The 20,439-nt window shown below is 36.7% G+C and carries 16 protein-coding genes; 9 read left to right on the top strand and 7 right to left on the bottom strand.

Annotated elements, in window-relative coordinates; translation table 11 throughout:
* The first annotated feature begins 1 nt into the window (after nt 1).
* From ACHZEU_RS08940 to opp4C, 9 genes are all read left to right on the top strand, one after another.
* Nucleotides 2-775 carry a dihydroorotate dehydrogenase electron transfer subunit gene (locus ACHZEU_RS08940; protein WP_404804380.1) on the top strand — a complete coding sequence of 258 codons (774 nt, stop codon included), beginning with the start codon at nt 2-4 and terminating at the stop codon, nt 773-775.
* Nucleotides 772-1,683: a dihydroorotate dehydrogenase gene (locus ACHZEU_RS08935; protein WP_404804379.1), complete on the top strand. Its 912-nt coding sequence runs from the start codon at nt 772-774 to the stop codon at nt 1,681-1,683. The genes ACHZEU_RS08940 and ACHZEU_RS08935 overlap by 4 nt, the downstream gene beginning before the upstream one ends.
* Entirely contained in the window at nt 1,683-2,387 is a 705-nt protein-coding gene (pyrF, locus tag ACHZEU_RS08930; protein WP_054549870.1) for an orotidine-5'-phosphate decarboxylase, read from the top strand. Before ACHZEU_RS08935 ends, pyrF begins: the two co-directional genes overlap by 1 nt.
* Before the next feature lie 3 nt (nt 2,388-2,390).
* The gene (gene pyrE, locus ACHZEU_RS08925) at nt 2,391-3,020 is read left to right on the top strand and encodes an orotate phosphoribosyltransferase (protein ID WP_048394623.1); all 630 of its coding nucleotides are present in this window, start codon (nt 2,391-2,393) and stop codon (nt 3,018-3,020) included.
* Nucleotides 3,021-3,900: 880 nt separating this feature from the next.
* Nucleotides 3,901-4,896, top strand: a complete 996-nt coding sequence (locus ACHZEU_RS08920; protein ID WP_404804378.1) for an ABC transporter ATP-binding protein — start codon at nt 3,901-3,903, stop codon at nt 4,894-4,896.
* Nucleotides 4,897-4,900: 4 nt separating this feature from the next.
* Nucleotides 4,901-5,890 carry an ABC transporter ATP-binding protein gene (locus ACHZEU_RS08915; RefSeq protein WP_048395393.1) on the top strand — a complete coding sequence of 330 codons (990 nt, stop codon included), beginning with the start codon at nt 4,901-4,903 and terminating at the stop codon, nt 5,888-5,890.
* 54 nt (nt 5,891-5,944) lie between these two features.
* The gene (opp4A, locus tag ACHZEU_RS08910; protein WP_048395392.1) at nt 5,945-7,678 is read left to right on the top strand and encodes an oligopeptide ABC transporter substrate-binding protein; all 1,734 of its coding nucleotides are present in this window, start codon (nt 5,945-5,947) and stop codon (nt 7,676-7,678) included.
* An 82-nt stretch (nt 7,679-7,760) separates the two neighbouring features.
* The gene (gene opp4B / locus ACHZEU_RS08905; protein WP_016994271.1) at nt 7,761-8,726 is read left to right on the top strand and encodes an oligopeptide ABC transporter permease; all 966 of its coding nucleotides are present in this window, start codon (nt 7,761-7,763) and stop codon (nt 8,724-8,726) included.
* Nucleotides 8,727-8,738: 12 nt separating this feature from the next.
* Nucleotides 8,739-9,647, top strand: a complete 909-nt coding sequence (gene opp4C, locus ACHZEU_RS08900; RefSeq protein WP_048395389.1) for an oligopeptide ABC transporter permease — start codon at nt 8,739-8,741, stop codon at nt 9,645-9,647.
* Between the two features lie 551 nt (nt 9,648-10,198).
* On the opposite strand, the gene ACHZEU_RS08895 is transcribed toward opp4C, so the two are convergent.
* The 7 genes from ACHZEU_RS08895 to ACHZEU_RS08865 form a co-directional block, all read right to left on the bottom strand.
* A complete protein-coding gene (locus ACHZEU_RS08895) occupies nt 10,199-11,125 on the bottom strand; it encodes an ABC transporter ATP-binding protein (RefSeq protein ID WP_404804377.1) in 927 nt (308 codons plus the stop codon).
* Entirely contained in the window at nt 11,118-12,173 is a 1,056-nt protein-coding gene (locus ACHZEU_RS08890) for an ABC transporter ATP-binding protein (protein WP_404804376.1), read from the bottom strand. The genes ACHZEU_RS08895 and ACHZEU_RS08890 overlap by 8 nt, the downstream gene beginning before the upstream one ends.
* A 13-nt stretch (nt 12,174-12,186) precedes the next feature.
* Nucleotides 12,187-13,107, bottom strand: a complete 921-nt coding sequence (locus tag ACHZEU_RS08885) for an ABC transporter permease (protein ID WP_048395384.1) — start codon at nt 13,105-13,107, stop codon at nt 12,187-12,189.
* A complete protein-coding gene (locus tag ACHZEU_RS08880) occupies nt 13,107-14,036 on the bottom strand; it encodes an ABC transporter permease (RefSeq protein WP_404804375.1) in 930 nt (309 codons plus the stop codon). Before ACHZEU_RS08880 ends, ACHZEU_RS08885 begins: the two co-directional genes overlap by 1 nt.
* Nucleotides 14,037-14,163: 127 nt before the next feature.
* Nucleotides 14,164-15,825, bottom strand: a complete 1,662-nt coding sequence (locus tag ACHZEU_RS08875) for a peptide ABC transporter substrate-binding protein (RefSeq protein WP_404804374.1) — start codon at nt 15,823-15,825, stop codon at nt 14,164-14,166.
* 907 nt (nt 15,826-16,732) lie between these two features.
* Complete coding sequence (locus ACHZEU_RS08870; protein ID WP_404804373.1) at nt 16,733-18,418, bottom strand: methyl-accepting chemotaxis protein; 1,686 nt, start codon at nt 18,416-18,418, stop codon at nt 16,733-16,735.
* Nucleotides 18,419-18,671: 253 nt separating this feature from the next.
* Complete coding sequence (locus ACHZEU_RS08865; RefSeq protein ID WP_103117561.1) at nt 18,672-20,369, bottom strand: NFACT family protein; 1,698 nt, start codon at nt 20,367-20,369, stop codon at nt 18,672-18,674.
* Between the last annotated feature and the right edge of the window lie 70 nt (nt 20,370-20,439).

Genomic DNA, 20,439 nt, shown 5'->3' with positions numbered 1-20,439 from the left:
TATGATACGTCAAGAGAAAATGACGGTCGTCTCTCAAAAGCAAATTGCGACAAACATTTTCGAACTGACACTTCATGGTGAACTGGTTCAGGAGATGACTCCTGGCCAGTTTGTCCATGTAAAGGTGTCGGATTCACTGGAGCCGCTTTTACGTCGACCAATTAGTATTGCAAATATTGATAAAGACAACAATGAGTTTACAATGATCTATCGTGCTGAGGGGCGTGGTACGAAAGTTCTGGCAACAAATCGAGAAGGTCAGCTGGTCAACGTACTTGGACCAATTGGGAATGGTTTCCCAGTAGAAGCGGTGCAAAAGGGAGGTACTGCACTACTAGTTGGTGGTGGCATTGGTGTCCCTCCATTACATGAGCTAGCCAAGCAATTGAATGCTCGTGGTGTGAAAACAATCCACGTCTTAGGCTTCCAAACAAAAGATGTCTGCTTTTATGAGGATGAATTTAGTGCACTTGGTGAAACGCATTATGTTACGGTGGATGGCTCGAAAGGTACAAAAGGCTTTGTAACAACGGTTTTAGAGTCGCATGCTCCTGAATTTGATGTTTTTTATTCCTGTGGACCCTTACCAATGTTAAGAGCATTAGAAGGCTTTTATCCTGAAAAAGAAGGCTATTTATCATTTGAAGAACGTATGGGCTGTGGTATTGGAGCTTGCTTTGMATGTGTATGCAAAACAACTGATCAGGTTGAAAAAGACTATGTTAAAGTTTGCTCTGATGGTCCAGTTTTCCCGAAAGGAACGGTGGCACTATGAGTCGTTTAACAATTCAAATACCAGGCTTAGATTTAAAAAACCCTATTATGCCAGCCTCAGGTTGCTTTGGCTTTGGTCGTGAATATGCACAGCTTTATGATTTATCTAAACTAGGGGCTATCATGATTAAGGCAACAACGGTCGAAACGCGTGCAGGTAACCCTACGCCACGTGTTGCCGAAACAGCAGCGGGGATGTTAAATGCCATTGGTCTACAAAATCCGGGCATTGAAAAAGTGATGAATGAGGAATTAAAATTTTTAGAGGATTATAATGTGCCCATCATCGCCAATGTTGCTGGAACAGAGACATCAGACTATGTAGAAGTAGCACGCCGTATTTCAACAGCTTCAAATGTTAAAGCGTTGGAGCTGAATATTTCGTGCCCTAATGTGAAATGTGGTGGTATTCAATTTGGAACAGATCCTGCTACTGCACGTGAGCTTGTCAAGGCTGTCAAGGCTGTGTCAGAAGTGCCAGTCTATGTGAAGTTATCACCAAACGTGACGAACATCGTTGATATTGCCCTAGCTGTTGAAGCAGGTGGAGCAGATGGTATTACCATGATTAATACATTGGTTGGTAGGCGTTTAGATGAGCGTACAGGTAAGCCAGTCATAGCTAATGGCACAGGTGGACTATCTGGTCCTGCTGTAAAACCTGTAGCAATACGAATGGTTTATGAGGTGTACAAGGCTGTCAATATTCCGATAATTGGTATGGGCGGTGTAACGGAAGCACAGGATGTCATTGATTTTATGTCCGCAGGTGCTTCAGCTGTAGCAGTAGGAACAGCTAACTTTGTTGACCATTTCGTTTGCCCGAACATTATTGAAGAATTACCAGCAAAGCTGGATGCATTAGGTGTAGAACATATAACAGAGATTATTGGAAGGAGCCATCGTTGATGAATACGAAACCTATACTAGCTCTAGATTTTCCAGGAGAAAAAGAAGTATTCGATTTTCTAAAAAAATTCGATGAGCCTCTTTTCGTGAAAATTGGAATGGAATTATATATGCAAGAGGGACCTGATATCGTACGCAAAGTAAAGGATTTAGGTCATGATATTTTCCTTGATTTAAAATTACATGATATCCCAAATACAGTAGGCTCTGCGATGAAGGGGCTAGCAAAATTAGGGGTAGATTTAGTCAATGTCCATGCTGCAGGCGGACGTGCTATGATGGAAGCAGCTCTAGAAGGACTTGAAGCAGGAACACCAACAGGCAAAGAACGTCCTGCACTAATAGCTGTTACTCAATTAACATCCACAACAGAAGAACAAATGCAAGCAGAACAAAAGATTGCTCTTTCATTGCAAGAGTCTGTCCTACACTACGCAGGGCTGACAAAGGAAGCAGGCTTACAAGGTGTTGTTTGCTCTGTCCATGAGGCTAAGGCGATTGCTGAGGTGTGTGGAGATGAATTTCTACGTGTCACACCTGGGATTCGTTTAGCTGGAGGTGCTGCACACGATCAAAAACGTATAGCAACACCTGATGGGGCAAAGCGTGATGGTTCATCACTCATCGTTGTTGGCCGTGCTGTAACAGGTGCACAGGATCCAGTAGCAGCATATAAAATCGTAAGTGAATTATGGGAGGCATAAATTATGACATTACAAAATGAAATTGCACACGCTATGTTAAAAGTTGGAGCAGTAGAATTAAATCCTACAGAGCTATTTACATGGGCATCTGGTATTAAATCACCTATTTACTGTGATACACGTTTAACAATTTCCGATCCAGTTATTCGTAAACAATTAGCAAATGGTTTAGCCTCTGTCATCAAAGAAAATTTCGGAGCGACAGAAATTGTAGCAGGAACAGCTACAGCAGGTATCCCACATGCGGCATGGGTAAGTGATATTTTAGAATTACCAATGGTTTATGTACGCTCTAAAGCGAAGGAGCATGGCCGTGGTAATCAAATTGAAGGAAAATACGTAGCAGGACAAAAAGTAGTGGTTGTGGAGGATATCGTTTCTACAGGTGGTTCTTCCATTACAGCAGTAGAAGCATTGCGTGCAGCAGGCTGTGAGGTGCTTGGAGTTGTTTGTGTTTACACATATAATCTTCCACGCGCTGAACAAGCATTTGATGAGGCTGGCATTCAATACGTATCATTAACAAATTTTGATTATCTGATTGAAGCAGCAAATGAATCCGGCGCTATTAAAGAAGAAGATATTCCATTCTTAAAAGAGTGGCATGGAAAATTAAAAGCTGGAGAGCTATAATTAGAAATCTTGTAAAAGTAGTAGTGAAACATAGAGTTACTGGAATATAAAAGAGAGCAAATGCATAGAAACAACTATCGATACTTTTGTTGATAGTTGTTTTTTTGTGTTTTTTCGATGTAGTCAAAGGAAAATAAACTTTATTAACTTTTAAGAGAAGTATGGCCTATAGATTAAAGAAATTATAAAAATAATTTATTTTTTTAATGTAATATAAAACACTTCATTTGTTTAGTGCTTTAGTAAATAAAATTATTCGTTAATAATAATTAGGAAAATTTAGTATCATTCTCTGAATTAAATAAACAATAAAAATCCTTTTATAATCATGTTTTCCAAATAAAAGTAAATTTTGACGTAGTATGTGTGGATCAATTGAGTAGGTTATTATTATTTTAATAAAATAAAAAAATGATACTTTAGGCAAATAAAGTTGAAAATGAACTAATATTCAGTATGCTTAAACCTAAAGTGTCCAATTTGAAATGGTATAGTTGTATGGATTATTTTGTATGTAATATTATGAGAATTGTAAAAATTCACTTGATTAAATGTATTATTTCCAGATAAAATAGCATTACGCCTAATTGTCAGAATATTATATACTGATCCAGTTACTATTACATTTGGAAAATAGGATCAATTTATGTAATGAAGATGTTCTTTTTAAAATTTGATGTTTTTTTTAGCTAATATAATTTTGAAATAGGTTTAACATCTTAGGATCTAATTTTTCGGAATATTGAATCTTATGAAGGAAGTCAAAAGCTAATTTCTTTTTACATCTTTTACTTAAAGAATACATTTTAGACATATGTTTCTGTTGCTTACATAAAGGATGTAGTGATTTTTAGTAAAAAAATTAAAGGTGGTACACAAAATGGGAATCATGTGTGAATTAAATGAGCTTAAAACTGGTTTCGAGATAGATGGGGATATCTATCATGCTGTTGATGATGTTTCTTTTTCAGTCAAATCAGGTCAAATTATTGGGGTAGTTGGAGAATCTGGATGTGGAAAAAGTGTCATGTCACTTTCAGTTATGCAGCTTCTTCCAAAAGGGATTGGCAAAATTACAGGCGGAGAAATTAAGTTTGAAGGAAAAAACATCGAAAATTATTCTAGCGATGACATGAATAAGATTAGAGGAAAAGATATCAGTATGATTTTCCAAGAACCCATGACATCATTAAATCCCGTTTTTACAATTGGTTCACAAATACAAGAGATTATCTTAAATCACTCTAAAATCTCAAAGGCTGAGGCTAAAAGTAAAGCAATAGACTTATTAAAGCAAGTCGGCATACCCAGAGCGGATCAAATTGTAGATGAGTATCCTCACCAATTATCTGGTGGTATGAGACAAAGGGTTATGATTGCCATTGCCATTGCATGTCAACCTAAACTATTAATTGCAGATGAGCCTACTACGGCACTTGATGTGACGGTGCAAGCTCAAATCTTAGAGCTATTAAAGACAATTCAAGCAAAAAATGATATGTCCATCGTACTTATTACACATGATTTAGGCGTCGTAGCCGAAATGTGTGATGAAGTAATTATCATGTACGCGGGGAAAATTGTAGAAAAAACAAATGTAGATAATTTGTTCCACAATCCGCAGCATCCTTATACAAAGCTATTAATGGCTTCTATACCAAGAATCGATGAGGAAGTTGAAAAGTTAACGACCATTCAAGGGATTGTACCTTCGTTGAAAAATATGCCCCAAATAGGTTGCCGTTTTGTGGATAGATGTCCTTCAGCTATGCCTGATTGTAGCAAGGTTACGCCGCAACTTTCCTTTATAGATGATGGACATGAGGTATCTTGTTTACTTTATGAAAGTTGCGATACTAGAAAGGGTGTGAGCTGACAACATGAATGAAACAATCGTAAAACAAAAAAAGGATAACTTATTAGAAATAATTGATTTGAAAACATATTACCCAATCAAAGGTGGCTTCTTAAGGCATACTGTTGGTCATGTAAAAGCAGTGGATAACATTTCTTTTTCTATTAAAAATGGCGAGACATTAGGGTTAGTTGGAGAATCGGGTTGCGGAAAATCGACAACTGGACGGACAATTTTAAGATTATTAGACTCGACGGATGGAAAAATTATCTTTGATGGTAAAGATATTACAAACTTGAGAGGGAAATCTTTAAGAGATATACGAAAAGATATTCAAATGGTATTTCAGGATCCATACGCATCTTTAAATCCTATGCAAATGGTAGGAAGCATTGTTGCAGAGCCAATTATGAATTTCAGTAACAAATCATTGAAATCATTAAAAGGCGAGGTAATGGAGCTATTAAGAAAAGTCGGCTTACCTGAAGATGCCTATTATAAATATGCTCATGAGTTCTCAGGTGGTCAGCGCCAGCGTATTGGTATTGCTCGGGCACTAGCACTTAGACCAAAGCTTATTATTGCAGACGAGCCTGTTTCAGCCTTAGATGTATCAGTACAATCACAAGTTCTTAATCTATTAAAAGAACTTCAGGATGAGTTTGATTTAACATTCCTGTTTATCGCACATGATTTAAGTGTGGTCAAGCATATGAGCGATCGAATTGGCGTGATGTATCTAGGAAATATTGTAGAAATAGCTGATAAGGAACATATTTACGATGAGCCATTACATCCTTATACACAAGCATTGATCTCTGCAATACCTGTGCCAGATCCGAGAAAGAAAAATAGTCGTATTGTTTTAGAGGGAGATATACCGAGTCCTGCTAATCCACCATCAGGCTGTCCATTCCATCCAAGGTGTCCAAAGGCAATGGCAGAATGTTCATTATCTAAGCCAGCTTTAAAGGAGGTGAAGTCGGGGCATAGTGTTGCTTGTCATTTATATTAAAAACTAAAAACGGAAAATAGTTATTGACAAAAATAAAATTACGGGGGGAAAAAAATGAAAAAATCAGCATTATGGTCATTTATGCTATTGCTAGTTATGGCATTATTTTTAGCTGCATGTAATAATGACTCATCAAAAACAGAGAAGGAAAATGAAAAGGATACAAGCGGGGATACAACGACAACAACAGATGAACCTTCTACAGAGGGTGGCATCGTAACATATGGTACGGATGTTGCACCTGAAGGCGTATATGATCCTGCTTATTCAGGTAGTATTGTAGACAGCTATATTCAAAATTTCACAATGGAAGGTATTTATGATGTAAATGATGACTTAGAATATGTTCCAAACTTAGCTTCATGGGAAATTAGTGAGGATAAATTAACGTATACGTTTACATTCCAGAAGGGTGTAAAATGGCATAATGGTGAGGAATTAACAGCTGATGACTGGGTTTTTGCTTTAGAAACTCTTGCGCATCCTGATTATGCTGGACCTCGCTACAATTATGTTGAGGGAATTAAAGGTGCCAAAGCTAAAAAAGAAGGTAAGGCTGACAAAATCGAAGGTATTGAAGTAGTAGATCCATACACTGTAAAAATCACTTTTGAACAAGTGAAAATTAATAATTTAGAAAATCTATGGTCAAATCCAATGCCGAAGAAACATTATGAAGGTATTGCTGTTAAGGATTTAGAGGAGTCAAAGCAAGTTCGTGAAAATCCTGTTGGCTTAGGGCCATTTAAGGTGAAAAAAGTTGTAGATGGAGAATATTCTGAATTAGAGCGTTTTGATGATTACTGGAAGGGCAAACCACAGCTTGATGGTGTTATTGTAAAAGTAATTGACCCATCATTAGCAACTGGTGCATTCCAAAATGGAGAAATTGACATTATGGATATTAGACCACAATCCGTAAAAGAATTAGAAGCATTAGGCAATGTACGTATTGAAGAAACTAATGGTGTGGGCTATTCATACATCGGACTTCGTTTTGGTCATCGTGATAAAGCTACATTAAAAAATGTGGCAGATTTTGATAAATTTAATGCAAAAGAATTACGTCAAGCATTATTATATGCAATTAACCGTCCAGCAATGATCGATGCTTTCTTAGAAGGAAAAGCAACAGTTGCCAACACTGTGATTCCAACTACTTTCTGGACTGCTGCACCAGAGTCAGAACTAAACCAATATGAATTCAACCCAGAAAAAGCAAAAGAGCTATTAGCATCTGCAGGTTATGTAGATAAAGATGGTGATGGTTTCGTAGAAGATCCAAAGGGACAACCATTTAAAATTTCATTTGGTCACTATGCAGGTTCAGCAGCATTTGAAGGACGTGCACAAGCAATTGTTCAATCTTGGAATGATATTGGTGTAAAAACAGAATTAGCGACAGGTAGTTTAATTGAGTTTAACTTATATAATGATATGAAAGATAATGATGATGCAGCTTTAGAAGCATTCTTCGGTGCGTGGAGTACAGGTGCTGATCCAGATCCATCAGGATTATGGGGTAATGACGCTGAGTGGAACTATGGTCGTTGGGTAGATCCTAAAAACCAAGAATTATTGGATAAAGGCTTAAGTGAAGAAGCATTTGACAAAGAAAAACGTATGGCAACATATGTTGAATGGCAAAAATACTTCAACGAAGAATTACCTGCACTTCCTTTATGGGAAAACTTAGATTTATATGGTATTAATAACCGTTTACAAGGTGTTCATGTCAACGCTGTTGGCTTCCAAACGGATGTTTATAAATGGCATATTAAAGAATAAGCTATTGTGTACTTTAATTCTTGCTAACTAAGTCCTTGAACAGAGGACTTAGTTAGTAAATTTATAGATAAGGAGACGTTACATGCTTCAATATACACTTCGACGACTACTTGGCATGATCCCATTGTTACTCCTTATTTCGTTGGTGGTATTCTTTTTAGCGAAAATGATGCCAGGAGATGCATTTGCTGGTGAAATTGATCCTTCTAATACGAATCCACAATATATCGAAGAAATGAGAGAAAAATTAGGCTATAACGATCCTATTATCCAGCAATACGGTAGATGGATTGTTAATTTTATGCAAGGGGATTTTGGTAAATCAACTGTTTATAAGAAACCAGCAGTAGAAATTATTGCGCAGCGTATACCTAATACCATATTTTTAGCTCTAACATCGTTAATTTTTACCTACATATTTGCATTTATCATGGGCATGTATGCTGGTAGAAAACCCTATACACTTGGGGATAATTTGATTGCAACGTATAATTATCTAGCTTTAGCCATTCCGTCATTTGTTGCGGGAATTGTAGCCATTTACTTTTTCTCGTTCAAATTAGGTTGGTTCCCATTTAACGGATCTGTTGGTGTCGGGCTAGAGCCTGGAAATTTGGACTACTATATAAGTAGATTCCACCATGTTTTACTACCTGCGCTTATATTAGGATTGATGGGAACAGCATCCTATACACAATTTTTGCGGAATGACATTATTGAAAATAGTAGAAAAGATTTTGTAAGAACTGCGAGAGCAAAGGGAACAAAAGAATCGAAAATTTATAACAAACATATTTTACGAAATTCTATTATTCCTCTTATTACGTTCCTTGGGTTTGATATCGCAACATTAATTAGCGGTGCAGTAATAACAGAAACAATCTTTACGTATCCTGGAATAGGTGCTCTCTTCCTTGAATCTGTTGGAAGAAGGGATTATGCAGTCATGATGTCGATCACAATGTTACTTTCGTTTTTAACACTTTTTGGAAATTTAATAGCGGATTTATTATATGGTGTAGTAGATCCACGTATTAGATTGGATTAAGGAGGGGGAAATATGACATTGGTAACGGATCAAGAAGTTTTAACGCCAAAATCGCCAAAGAAAAGCCCCTCGCCATGGGTAATTGCGAGACGAAAGTTCTTTAAAAATAAACTAGCCTTGATTAGCCTTATATTTCTACTGATCGTTATTATCTTATCGTTTCTAGCACCATATATTACAACTAAAGATATTGTCCGGGTTGATTTTACCCAAATAAGTAAACCACCCTCTAGTGAAAATTGGTTAGGAACAGATACAAATGGACGAGATGTGTTTACAAGAATGCTCTATGCTGGTAGATCCTCCTTAACAGTAGGATTAAGCTGTATGTTCTTTATTGTTTTAATTGGAACTACTGTCGGCGCCATTTCAGGGTACTTTGGTGGAAAAATAGATCAAATACTCATGAGATTTACAGATTTTATCTTAATGTTTCCATTTATGATTTTTGTAATTGTTTTAAATCAAATTCTAATTGGAAAAGTATCTGGTCTATGGACTTTGATTTTTGTTATCTCACTGTTAATGTGGGGATCAGTTGCAAGGATTGTACGAAGTAGGGTGCTTGCTGAAAAGGAAAATGAGTATATATTAGCAGCTCAATCAATAGGATGTAAATCATCAAAGATTATTATGAAGCATTTACTACCTAATGTTGCTTCGACGATTATTGTACAAGCAACATTGCTGATGGCTGTAACAATCGTCGCTGAATCTGGTTTAAGCTTTTTAGGGTTGGGCGTACCAGCAGATACACCAAGTTGGGGGAATATGCTGTCCGAAGCTAGAAACTCAGAGGTATTAAAGGAGAAGCTTTGGATGTGGGTGCCTCCTGCAACAGCTATTACGCTAGTAATTTTGTCCATTAATTTTATCGGAGAAGGGTTAAAGGATGCATTAAATCCAAAATCTAGAAGGTAATTAAAAAATGGATATTAAATAAGTGACAAGAAAATAGGGCACCTTTAAATGTAAAAGTAATCACATTTAAAGGTGCCGAATTTTATAAAGGATAATAGTTTAATACATAGTAATATTGATTGTCCTTACAGAGACCATAGAGACCTGGAAATAATGTTTTGAGACCAACTATTATGGTCTAATCACACAAGGCTTTGGACTGTGGCATGGACCTGGATAGGCAGATGCTGTGGTAGAACCAACACTAATTAATACGATTGTAAAACAACATGTAGCAAGAAGAAGTTTCATACTTTTTTTCATTGAATACACCCCTTTATTCGTATTAACTCTATYATAATATATTCCTTAAAACATTTAAACTAATTTTACATAAATGGTATTTATTAACTAATTATTTTATGTAAAATAAAAGAATGAAGGGAATTATAGTCTACTAAAAGGTAGTAAGTTTATTTAGGTTTAGTCTGATGGGGATATGGGGTAATAAAAGAAGTAAATTAAAAAAACTCCCATCACAGTTTTTATACTGTCGATAGGAGTTATAGCTTTTAGCGATTACCAACCCAAGTTTTTACTAGATCAGCAGTACCATAAACATAATGCTGGTCACCTACTTCATGGTAGGTTGCACTTTCGTCAACCTCTGTATGCTTGTACTGAATACGTTGACGGCGCTTCTCTGACATTGGATCAGGAAGTGGGATAGCTGATAATAAAGATTTTGTATACGGATGAACAGGGTGATTGTAGATATCATCTGCTTTACCGATTTCCATGATTTTACCACGGTACATTACAGCAATACGGTCACTGATGTATTTTACCATAGATAAGTCATGGGCAATGAAAAGATATGTTAAGCCACGTTCTTTTTGTAGTTGTTTTAGTAAGTTAACAACTTGCGCTTGGATAGATACGTCTAGCGCAGAGATTGGCTCATCCGCAATGATAAACTTAGGATCTAAACTTAGTGCACGGGCAATCCCAATACGTTGACGTTGACCACCAGAGAATTCGTGTGCGTAACGATTCGCGTGCTCTTTGTTTAAACCAACAGCTTCAAGTAGCTCTTGAATTTTTGCACGACGTTCTTTTTTGTCCTTGTAAAGGYCATGAATATCAAAGGCTTCACCAATGATCTCACCAGCCGTCATACGAGGGTTTAAAGAAGCATAAGGATCTTGGAAAATCATTTGCATTTGACGGTTAAATTTCTCTAACTCATTTTTAGATTTTTTTCCATGGACATTTTCACCATCGAAAACAATCTCGCMACCTGTAATATCATATAAACGAATAATTGAACGACCAGTTGTTGACTTACCACAACCTGATTCACCCACAAGACCAAGTGTTTCACCTTCGTAAACATCGAAGCTGATACCAKCTACAGCTTTGATAGGATTACTTGGCGAACCAAAATGCTGCTGTAAATTTTTGATTTCAAGAATTTTTTTCGCACCAGTTTTAGTCATTTTCTTGTGCCTCCTTTGCTAAATACCCTKCAATACGKTTAGCAACCGCATCTGGAAGAGGAATCTTTGGTGCATCAGGATGCAACAACCAAGTCTTTGCAAAATGTGTTTCACTTACTTGGAACAYTGGTGGCTCTTGTTCATAATCAATGGCCATAGCATACTCGTTACGAGCTKCAAWTGCATCACCCTTAGGTGGATTCGTCAGAWCTGGTGGTGAGCCTGGAATCGTACGTAATAGCTCATCAGTATCATTATCTAAATCTGGCATTGAACCAAGTAGACCCCATGTGTAAGGATGCTTTGGATTATAGAAAATATCATTTACAGTACCATATTCAACGATTTGTCCAGCGTACATTACAGCTACACGGTCAGCGATATTCGCCACTACACCTAAATCGTGTGTAATGAAAATGATAGATGTTTGCGAGTTTTTCTGAATTTCTTTCATTAATTCTAAAATTTGCGCTTGAATTGTTACGTCTAGAGCTGTTGTCGGCTCATCTGCAATTAATAGCTTAGGATCAGCTGCAAGGGCAATGGCAATAACAACACGTTGACGCATACCACCTGAAAATTCATGTGGGTATTGGTTATAGCGTTTTTCAGGGAAGGGGATACCTACCTGTGTTAAAAGCTCAATTGCACGTTTTTTCGCTTCGTCTTTAGAAACTTTTTTGTGTTGCAAMATTACTTCAGTTATTTGACGTCCGACCTTCATTGTTGGGTTCAAACTTGTCATAGGATCTTGGAAAATCATTGCAATTTCATTTCCGCGTACTTTAGACATTTCTTTATCAGTTAATGGAACTAAATCACGGCCATTAAATAAAATTTGTCCTGACTCATAAATACCAGGTGGCTGGGGAATTAGTTTCATTAATGCATTACTCGTAACACTTTTACCAGAGCCTGATTCACCTACTATAGCGAGTGTTTCACCCTCCTTTAAATCAAAGTTAACACCACGTACAGCATGGACAAGCCCTGCATAAGTTTTAAAGTTAATTCTTAAATCTTTTACTTCTAGAATTGTTTTACTCATTTCGGCCACCTCCTTATTTACGTAGTTTTGGATCTAGAGCGTCACGTAAGCCGTCACCAACTGCGTTAAACGCAAAGATTGTCAGTGAGATAAATACTGCTGGGAAAATCAAGCGCCATGGAGCATTTGCAATAGCTTTATTACCATCAGAGGCCATTGTACCCCAAGAAGCTGTTGGAGCAGGCACCCCAAGACCAAGGTAGCTTAGGAATGATTCGGTGAAAATAGCAGATGGAATTGTTAGCGTCATCGTTACTAAGATTGCACCAAGAGCATTCGGCACTAAGTGTTTAATAATTAAATGGCCTGTACTAGCACCTAATGTACGAGCAGCAAGAACATATTCTTGATTTTTAATAGATAATACTTCACCACGAACGATACGAGCCATGTTAATCCATCCAGTGATGGACAGGGCAATAATCATAGGAATTAAACCAGGTTGCATAACAACTAAAAGTACGATTACTACTAGAAGGTATGGCACAGCTGTTAAAACGTCGGCAATACGCATCATGATGTTATCAACACGACCGCCTGCTAAGCCTGAAATACTTCCCCATAAAACACCGATAATTAAATCAATAATCGCTGCAGCAATACCGATAAATAGGGAAATACGAGCGCCTTCCCAAATACGAACGAAAATATCACGACCAAGGTCATCCGTTCCAAACCAAAATTGTGCAGATGGTGGTGCGTTGTAAACACCTAGCTGATCACTTGCTTTATATTGAGAAAACATTGGTACGAATGTAGCCATTAAAATAACAATGATTAAAATGATTATCCCAATGATGGCTAATTTGTTATGAGAGAAACGGAGAAATACTTCTTTCCAAAAGGAGACTGATTTATCAGCTAATTTTTCCGTTGCTTCATGATTTCCACCAACAATTTTAAACTTATCTTTTTCAATTTGTTGCTGTGTCATTATTTTTTCGCTCCTTTCAGTTTAATACGCGGATCAATCAMAMKATATAGAAYATCAAHGATTAATACCGCAAATAAAAGGATGATGGAATAGAACACCGTCGTACCCATAATTACTGTATAGTCACGGTTTGTAATACTTTGAACAAAGTGCTTACCAAGTCCAGGAATAGCGAAAATTTGCTCAACAATGAAACTACCTGTTACAACACCAGCTGTTAATGGACCAAGGTATGTTACGACTGGCAGAAGGGCATTTCGTAATGTATGACGGAATACGATTGTCCATTTACCAATACCTTTTGCACGAGCCATTTTTACATAATCACTATTGTTTTGTTCAAGCATACTTGAACGTGTTAATTTTGCGATAAAGCCCATATGAKAGAAAGCGATTGCAAGGGCTGGTAAAATACTATAAATAAAGCCCTTCCACCCACTAATAGGGAACCAGCCTAGCTTAAAGGCTAAGAAATACTGCATTAAACCTGCTAATATAAATGAAGGTACTGATATACCGAGCACCGCAAAGGACGTTGCCAAATAATCCGGGAACCTATTATGATATAGCGCGGAAACTACGCCAATTAATACACCGAATCCAACTGCTAATAGCATAGCTTCAATCCCTAATGTTAATGAAACAGGGAAACTTTCAGAAATCATATCATTTGTAGAACGCGCTTTATATTTCATTGACTCACCGAAATTGAATGTGGCCGTATCGATTAAATAATCTTTATMTTGAATATACCAAGGGTTATTTAATCCATACGTTTCGTTTAACTTCTCCKCAATTTGAGGTGGGAAATTACGTTCACTCGCGAAAGGACTACCAGGAGCGAGACGCATTAAGAAAAACGTAACCGTTACGATGACGAAAAGCGCGAGAAGTATATACATCAGCCTTTTCAAAATATATTTAATCACATAAAACTCCTCCTTCTATTTGTCAATTTTCAGACAAATATATGCCTTCGTATTTTAAAAAGAGCTGACTCGCGCCGAAGTGGCTACGAGGCAGCTCTTCGCTGTAGAGCTAAATTAAGCAATAGGATTATTTCTCTACTTTAACCTCTTTAAGTAGAATGTTACCAAGGATGTCTGCCTTCATGTTTTTCACTTTATAATCTTTAACAGATAGGTTCGTGTAGTAGTAGATTGGAATAACTGGGAAATCATTTACAGCAACTTTTTCAGCTTGTTTTAAAAGCTCAAGACGTTTAGCAGGATCTGCTTCAACGTTAGATTGATCTAATAATTTTTTGTATTCTGCACTTTCCCAACCAGTATCGTTGTTACCGTTTGCAGCAGTGTCATACATTTCTAAGAATGTATAAGCATCGTTGTAGTCACCAACCCAGCCCATACGGCCAACTTGGTAATCTAATTGGTTAAGTTTTTCTAAATATACTTGCCATTCAGAGTTATCTAGACCTACAGTGATACCTAGGTTTTTAGTCCAGCCCTCTTGAACGTATTGAGCGATAGCAGCGTGTGCTTCACTTGTGTTGTAAGAAAGGTTAATTTTGATATCTGCTGGGTTTGTAATTCCAAGTTCTTTCATACCAGCTTCAAGTGCTGCTTTAGCACCTTCGATATCGTTATCTTTGAAGTAACCACGGTCTTCTTCAAAGCCATGAACTGCAGATGGAACCATGCCTAATGCAGGTTTTTGCTCACCTTTAGTAATGTTGTCAATTAAACCTTGACGATCAACTGCTAAAGCTAACGCTTTACGGATGTTAGCGTTTCCAGTGATTTTATCTTTTGTATTTAGCTTGTACCAGTAAACAGAAGCTTGGTCATTAATATTTAATGAACCATCAGCTTTAAATGCGTCGATTGAATCAAGTGCCACAGATTGGAATGGTGCACCTAAGTAGTCAATTTCTCCAGCTTTGAAGCTTGTTGCTGCAGTTGCTTCAGACTCAACCATACCGATATTAACAGTTTCAAAGTAAACTTTAKCAGCATCCCAGTACTCTGGGTTTTTCTTTAATACGATTGTATCATTGTGTCTCCATTCAGCTAATGTGAAAGGACCGTTTGTTACATAGTTTTCACCAGCATCTGCATACCACTCATCATTACCTTCAACTACTTTTTGGTTTAATGGTGCATATGTTTTGAATGCTGTTAATTCTAAGAAGTAAGGTGTTGGGTTTTCTAAAGTTACTACTAATGTTTTTTCGTCTTGTGCTTTAACGCCTACATCATCAGCAGAACCTTCACCATTGTTGTATGCTGCAGCACCTTTAATTGGGTAAAGGATTRAAGCATATTCAGAAAGATTGTCTGGGTTTAATGCCCATTTCCAAGCGTATTCGAAGTCACCAGCTACTACTGGATCTCCGTTTGACCATTTAGCATCACGTAATTTGAACGTGTATGTTTTTAAATCTTCACTAACTTCCCAGCTTTCAGCAGCAGCTGCAACTGGACGAGCGTCTGCATCAGTAGTTGTTAATCCTTCAAAAGTATTTGTTAATAACACGCTAGAAGTTGTATCTGTTGCTAATGCAGGATGAAGAGATGGCGGCTCAGAAGCTACTACTACATTTAATTCGCCACCTGATGAAGTTGTTTCTGAAGAGCCAGAATCTTTTCCTTCGTCTTTAGATTTGTCAGACGAATCTCCACCGAAGCCACATGCAGCAAGTACTAAAGAAAATACTGCAAGGACTGTTAGTAATAAAAACTTTTTGTTTTTATTCATGTGAATCCCCCTTATACAATTTTTAAGCCTTTTGTGAAGCTCCTATTTAATATACCAAAAAAATCATTGTGTACTAAATAAAAAATATTCGAATTTATATAGTATTATCTGACATTTAGGAGAATAATAAATTTTTCCGATTTATCACGCTAAAGAGGCGAAGTGTATATATATTAAAAATTTGATATTTACTTATTCTGAATATCAAAAATAAAGTAAAAATAAAAAAATGATTTACTATACGGAAAATTCCTATTTTTTTGATAATATTATCGATATTTGAAAAATGAATCAAAAGWCATAGATGTAATACCTTGAGGAATTTGTWTRGATTTGTRGWAAATCTATGTWAAACTCAGTGMATTAGATTCTTTTACAGGTAATTTCTTGTAWTTTATTATCGCAWAAMATGAATATTTTTATCTATTAATGWTATATAAGAAACTTGTTTTGTATTTTTCTAGGATTATCCATTTGTGGGGAAGAAAAAGAAAAAAATGAGCATTTGTATGAAAAAAGGTACCCATACTAAGAAAAATTTGGATTTAGTGACAAGCTAGTTTACGAGATTAAGTTTTTTTGAAATAATTTTGGAGCTAGTTGTATATACATGCATATATGCAGTTGGTTACTGTTTTATTCATCCGTTAAAAAATAAAAGGAATGCTTCATTTCGCCTTGTATTCTTCCAAAGAGAACTGTTTAAATCTTATTGTTTTTTTGAGGATGTCATTTGTCTTACTGAAGAGGATTGATAATTCAAATAATTACTAAAAATCTGTTTATTCATCGAATGAAAACGTTAACAATAGCTATTCAGAAGGATATTCTTCCACTTTTTAAGTGGTATACCATGAAAAAATATAAAAAACAGTGCATCCCATTTATAAAATGCACTGTTTTTTATTTAAAGTTTAAATTGATTGATCTGATTCTGTAAATCTAAGGACTTTTCGCTTAGATCTGAGGCAACTTGGTTTACTTGTTGTACTGTTATAGATTGTTCTCTAGTTGCTGAAGCTACAATTTTTGTATTATCCGCGCTAGTTGAAGCACCATGGGCGATTTCTGCAACGGACGCTGCAACCTGTTCAGCGCTAGCTGARATTTCTTCAGAGGTAGCTGATATATCTTCTATTTGATCTGTCATCGTATTAATTGCTTTCWCAATTCCTTCAAAGGCTTGTCCTGCATGTCCGATGATTTTAACGCCCTCTGTGACAGAATGAAGTCCATCAAAGACTGCTTTTTCTACATTATGTGTATCCTGTTGAATTTCTAGCGTTAAGGCAACGATTKGGTTGGCTGATTGTTTGKATTCCTCASCTAACYTACGAACCTCATCTGCTACTACCGCAAATCCTTTACCATGCTCTCCAGCTCTAGCCGCTTCAATTGCTGCATTGAGTGCCAATAAATTTGTTTGATCTGTAATAGCTGTAATAACAGCTGTGATCTGACTAATCTCATCTGATTGCTTACTCAATTTTTGAACAAGATTATTAATCGTTTGTGTTGATTCATGGATGACATTCATTTGTTGCTGAGCTTCTTCTACCGTCTCATTTCCATTTGTTGCTAATTCTGAAGTTGTTATAGCATTCTGATGTAGTTGTTGAGTTGCCTCAGCTATTCGTTGAACACCTACAGCCGTTTCATCCATTGCGTGTGCGCTTTCGTTAGCTGCAACTGTAGCTGTCACTGCAGCCTCAGCTGTTTCGTTAATCCGTATTGTAATTTCATCAGCNGTGGCASTAATTWCYTCAGTYGMKKCMGAMMRTTCYTCTWYTKAWSCTGTTRMAYSCYCYGCWTYRYCCTSTATATGCGTTAATAAATTTTTCAAATTACCCTTCATGGCATTAAAAGCTGCTGAAAGCTGACCAATTTCATCTTTTGATTGATGGGTAATATCTGGATGAATTAATTCTCCATTAGCTACATGGTTTGCAGCCAGAACGACAGATTTTAAAGGGCGTGAGATTGTCCGTTGTATATAGAAAATAAGGAAAATACCTAGAGCGATACCAATAATGATTGCGATAATGGAAATAATTTGTGAATTAAACACGGCCTGTTTAGATTCTTTTGTCACAATATCTAGTTGTTCCTTTTGATAGTTTCCAATTTGATCGGATACATCTTGTATACCTTTATTAGCTTGTTGGACTTCACCATTTACCTTCTGCAAAGCACCTTCTAGATTACCAGCTTCAAATAAAGCTATTGCTTCAGTTGCTGCCTTGTTAAAAGAATCATTATGAACTTTTAATTCCTGTGCATATGTTTCCATTTCAGCTGWATTCGATTTTTCAGTGATTTCWTCTACATGTGTGTCGAGCATACTTGCATATTTTGAGAAACTCTCTTTGTTAGCAGGTTTGTCTTCGATGATGATGGCACGAATGAAAAGACCTTGCATAGCCATTTCGTATTGAATATCATCTGCTAATTCTACAAGGGCAACATGTCCTTCTAATGCATTTTCAATCTTTTTTTCAATGTTTGAAAATAACAGGAACATAATGAACAAAGAAATGATTAATGTGAGAATAATTGCAAAGAAACCAAAGCTTAATTTTTTACYTACAGTCATATAGATACGCCCTTTCCTGAATGCTCTATAAAAATTTTTATACTTTAATTTAGCGTTTCTCAGTAGTAGAAGTCAATATACGTTGAAGGAAACAGTGCAGATTAGACATATGATACGCCCTTGTCCTGAATGTAAGGAAGATTGTCTGTAAAAMWMAATCAAGATAAGGTTGTTTTCATCGTTTTATAGTACGGATTACGTGTACTCGTTATAAGAAGGAAGAAACCGATACAATTTGTATCGGTTTCTTCCTTTATGACTGTTTCTTTAACTGTAAAATGACTGCCTCATCCGGGTCAATATACAGTGTCTTTTGTTCAAAATAGATGACGAAACCAGGTTTGGCACCATTTGGTTTTTTGACCTGTCGTATTTCGGTATAATCTACAGGCACAGAAGAGGATTCTCTGGCCTTAGAAAAATAGGCGGCTAGTGTGGCAGCTTCTCGCAATGTCGTTTCATCGGGTTCACTTGAATGAATGACAACATGAGATCCAGGAATATCTTTTGTGTGTAACCAAATATCAGTCCGCTTTGCTAGTTTAAATGTCAGCATATCATTTTGTTTATTGTTTTTTCCAACAGAGATTGTTACACCTGTAGAAGAAACATAGCGTTCTGGTTCAGGTTTCGCTTGTTTTTTCTTTTTCTTCGCATGACGTAGTTTTAAGTAACCTTGCTCTGCTAGCTCTTCACGAATTTCCTCAATATCTCCAGGAGAAGCCTGCTGAACTTGCTGTGCAAGCATTTCGAAGTAAGAAATTTCATCAGTAGTTTTTTCTAGCTGCTCTTGAACCATGACCAAGGCATTTTTTGCCTTTGTATATTTTGTGTAATAACTTTGGGCATTTTCAATAGGTGTTTTACGTTCGCTTACTGGAATCGTTATTTCTTCGCCAGTTTCACTATAGTAATTTGTGACAGTAACTTCCTTAACTCCTTTTTCAAAGGCATAGATATTAGCCATTAATAGCTCACCATATAGTTGGAATTGATCGAGCTTGGAGGCACGTTCATAATCCTTTGTTAACTTTTTTGTTTTTAAAGCTAATTTGTCAATCTCATTTTGTAGCCAGCGCTCTAAATCGCCTGCTTGTTGTTTTACACGATCTCGCTCTGCACGGGCAAAGAATACACGATCAAGAAGCTCATGGACATTAGGATAGATTGTTATATCCCCATCATGCAAATGCGTTAATTCGATAGGGGAAAAGTATACTTTCTGATTGAAGAGTACGTACATAGGCTTCATTCCACCGTTCGCAAAGGAGGCCATAAAATCCTTGAAACATACTAGTGTATTTGAAGTCGTCTTCATTCGATACAATAATTCTTCCGCGTGAAGAGGTGAAAAACCAGCTAATTGTTGCACGATCTCTTTAGAGGTTTTTGCTTCAGCGAAAAATGCTGTTAGCTCTTCATCTGTCACTGTTAAAGGATTCCATTTGTTTTGTGTGGGTGGCGCAAAATACGGTTGCCCTGGTAGTACAGTACGGAAGCTATTGACTGAAGGCGGTAGATGTTTTAGGCTGTCAATAATTTTTCCCTGCTCTTGATCAATCAACAGTAGATTACTATGTCTACCCATAATTTCAGCATGTATTTCTCTTACAATTGGATCTCCAATTTCATTTTTACTTTCAATTTCTACTATTATAATGCGATCAAAATCACGCTGTTTTATAGAAGCAATAAAACCACCCTCTATATGCTTACGCAAAAGCATACAAAACATTGGCGGCTCTGCTGGATTTTCAATCACCTGTTCAGTAAGGTGTACACGTGCATAAGAAGAGTGGATGGAAAACAGTAATTTATGATTCTTTCCGTTCGCTCGCACATGTAAAATAACTTCTTGTGCATTGGGTTGATGTATTTTGGTAATCCGACCAGTGACTAGCTGTTGTAGGTCGGCAGTTATTGAATAAGTAAATAAGCCATCAAATGCCATATGAATTCCTCTTTCCAACGATATCAAGCATCTTGGTACTTTCGTATTTTTTTCTTTATGTATCTGCATG

The sequence above is a fragment of the Lysinibacillus sp. S1 genome (assembly GCF_044986265.1).
GTDB lineage: Bacteria > Bacillota > Bacilli > Bacillales_A > Planococcaceae > Lysinibacillus > Lysinibacillus capsici.
This window is presented reverse-complemented; position numbering and strand designations above follow the sequence as displayed.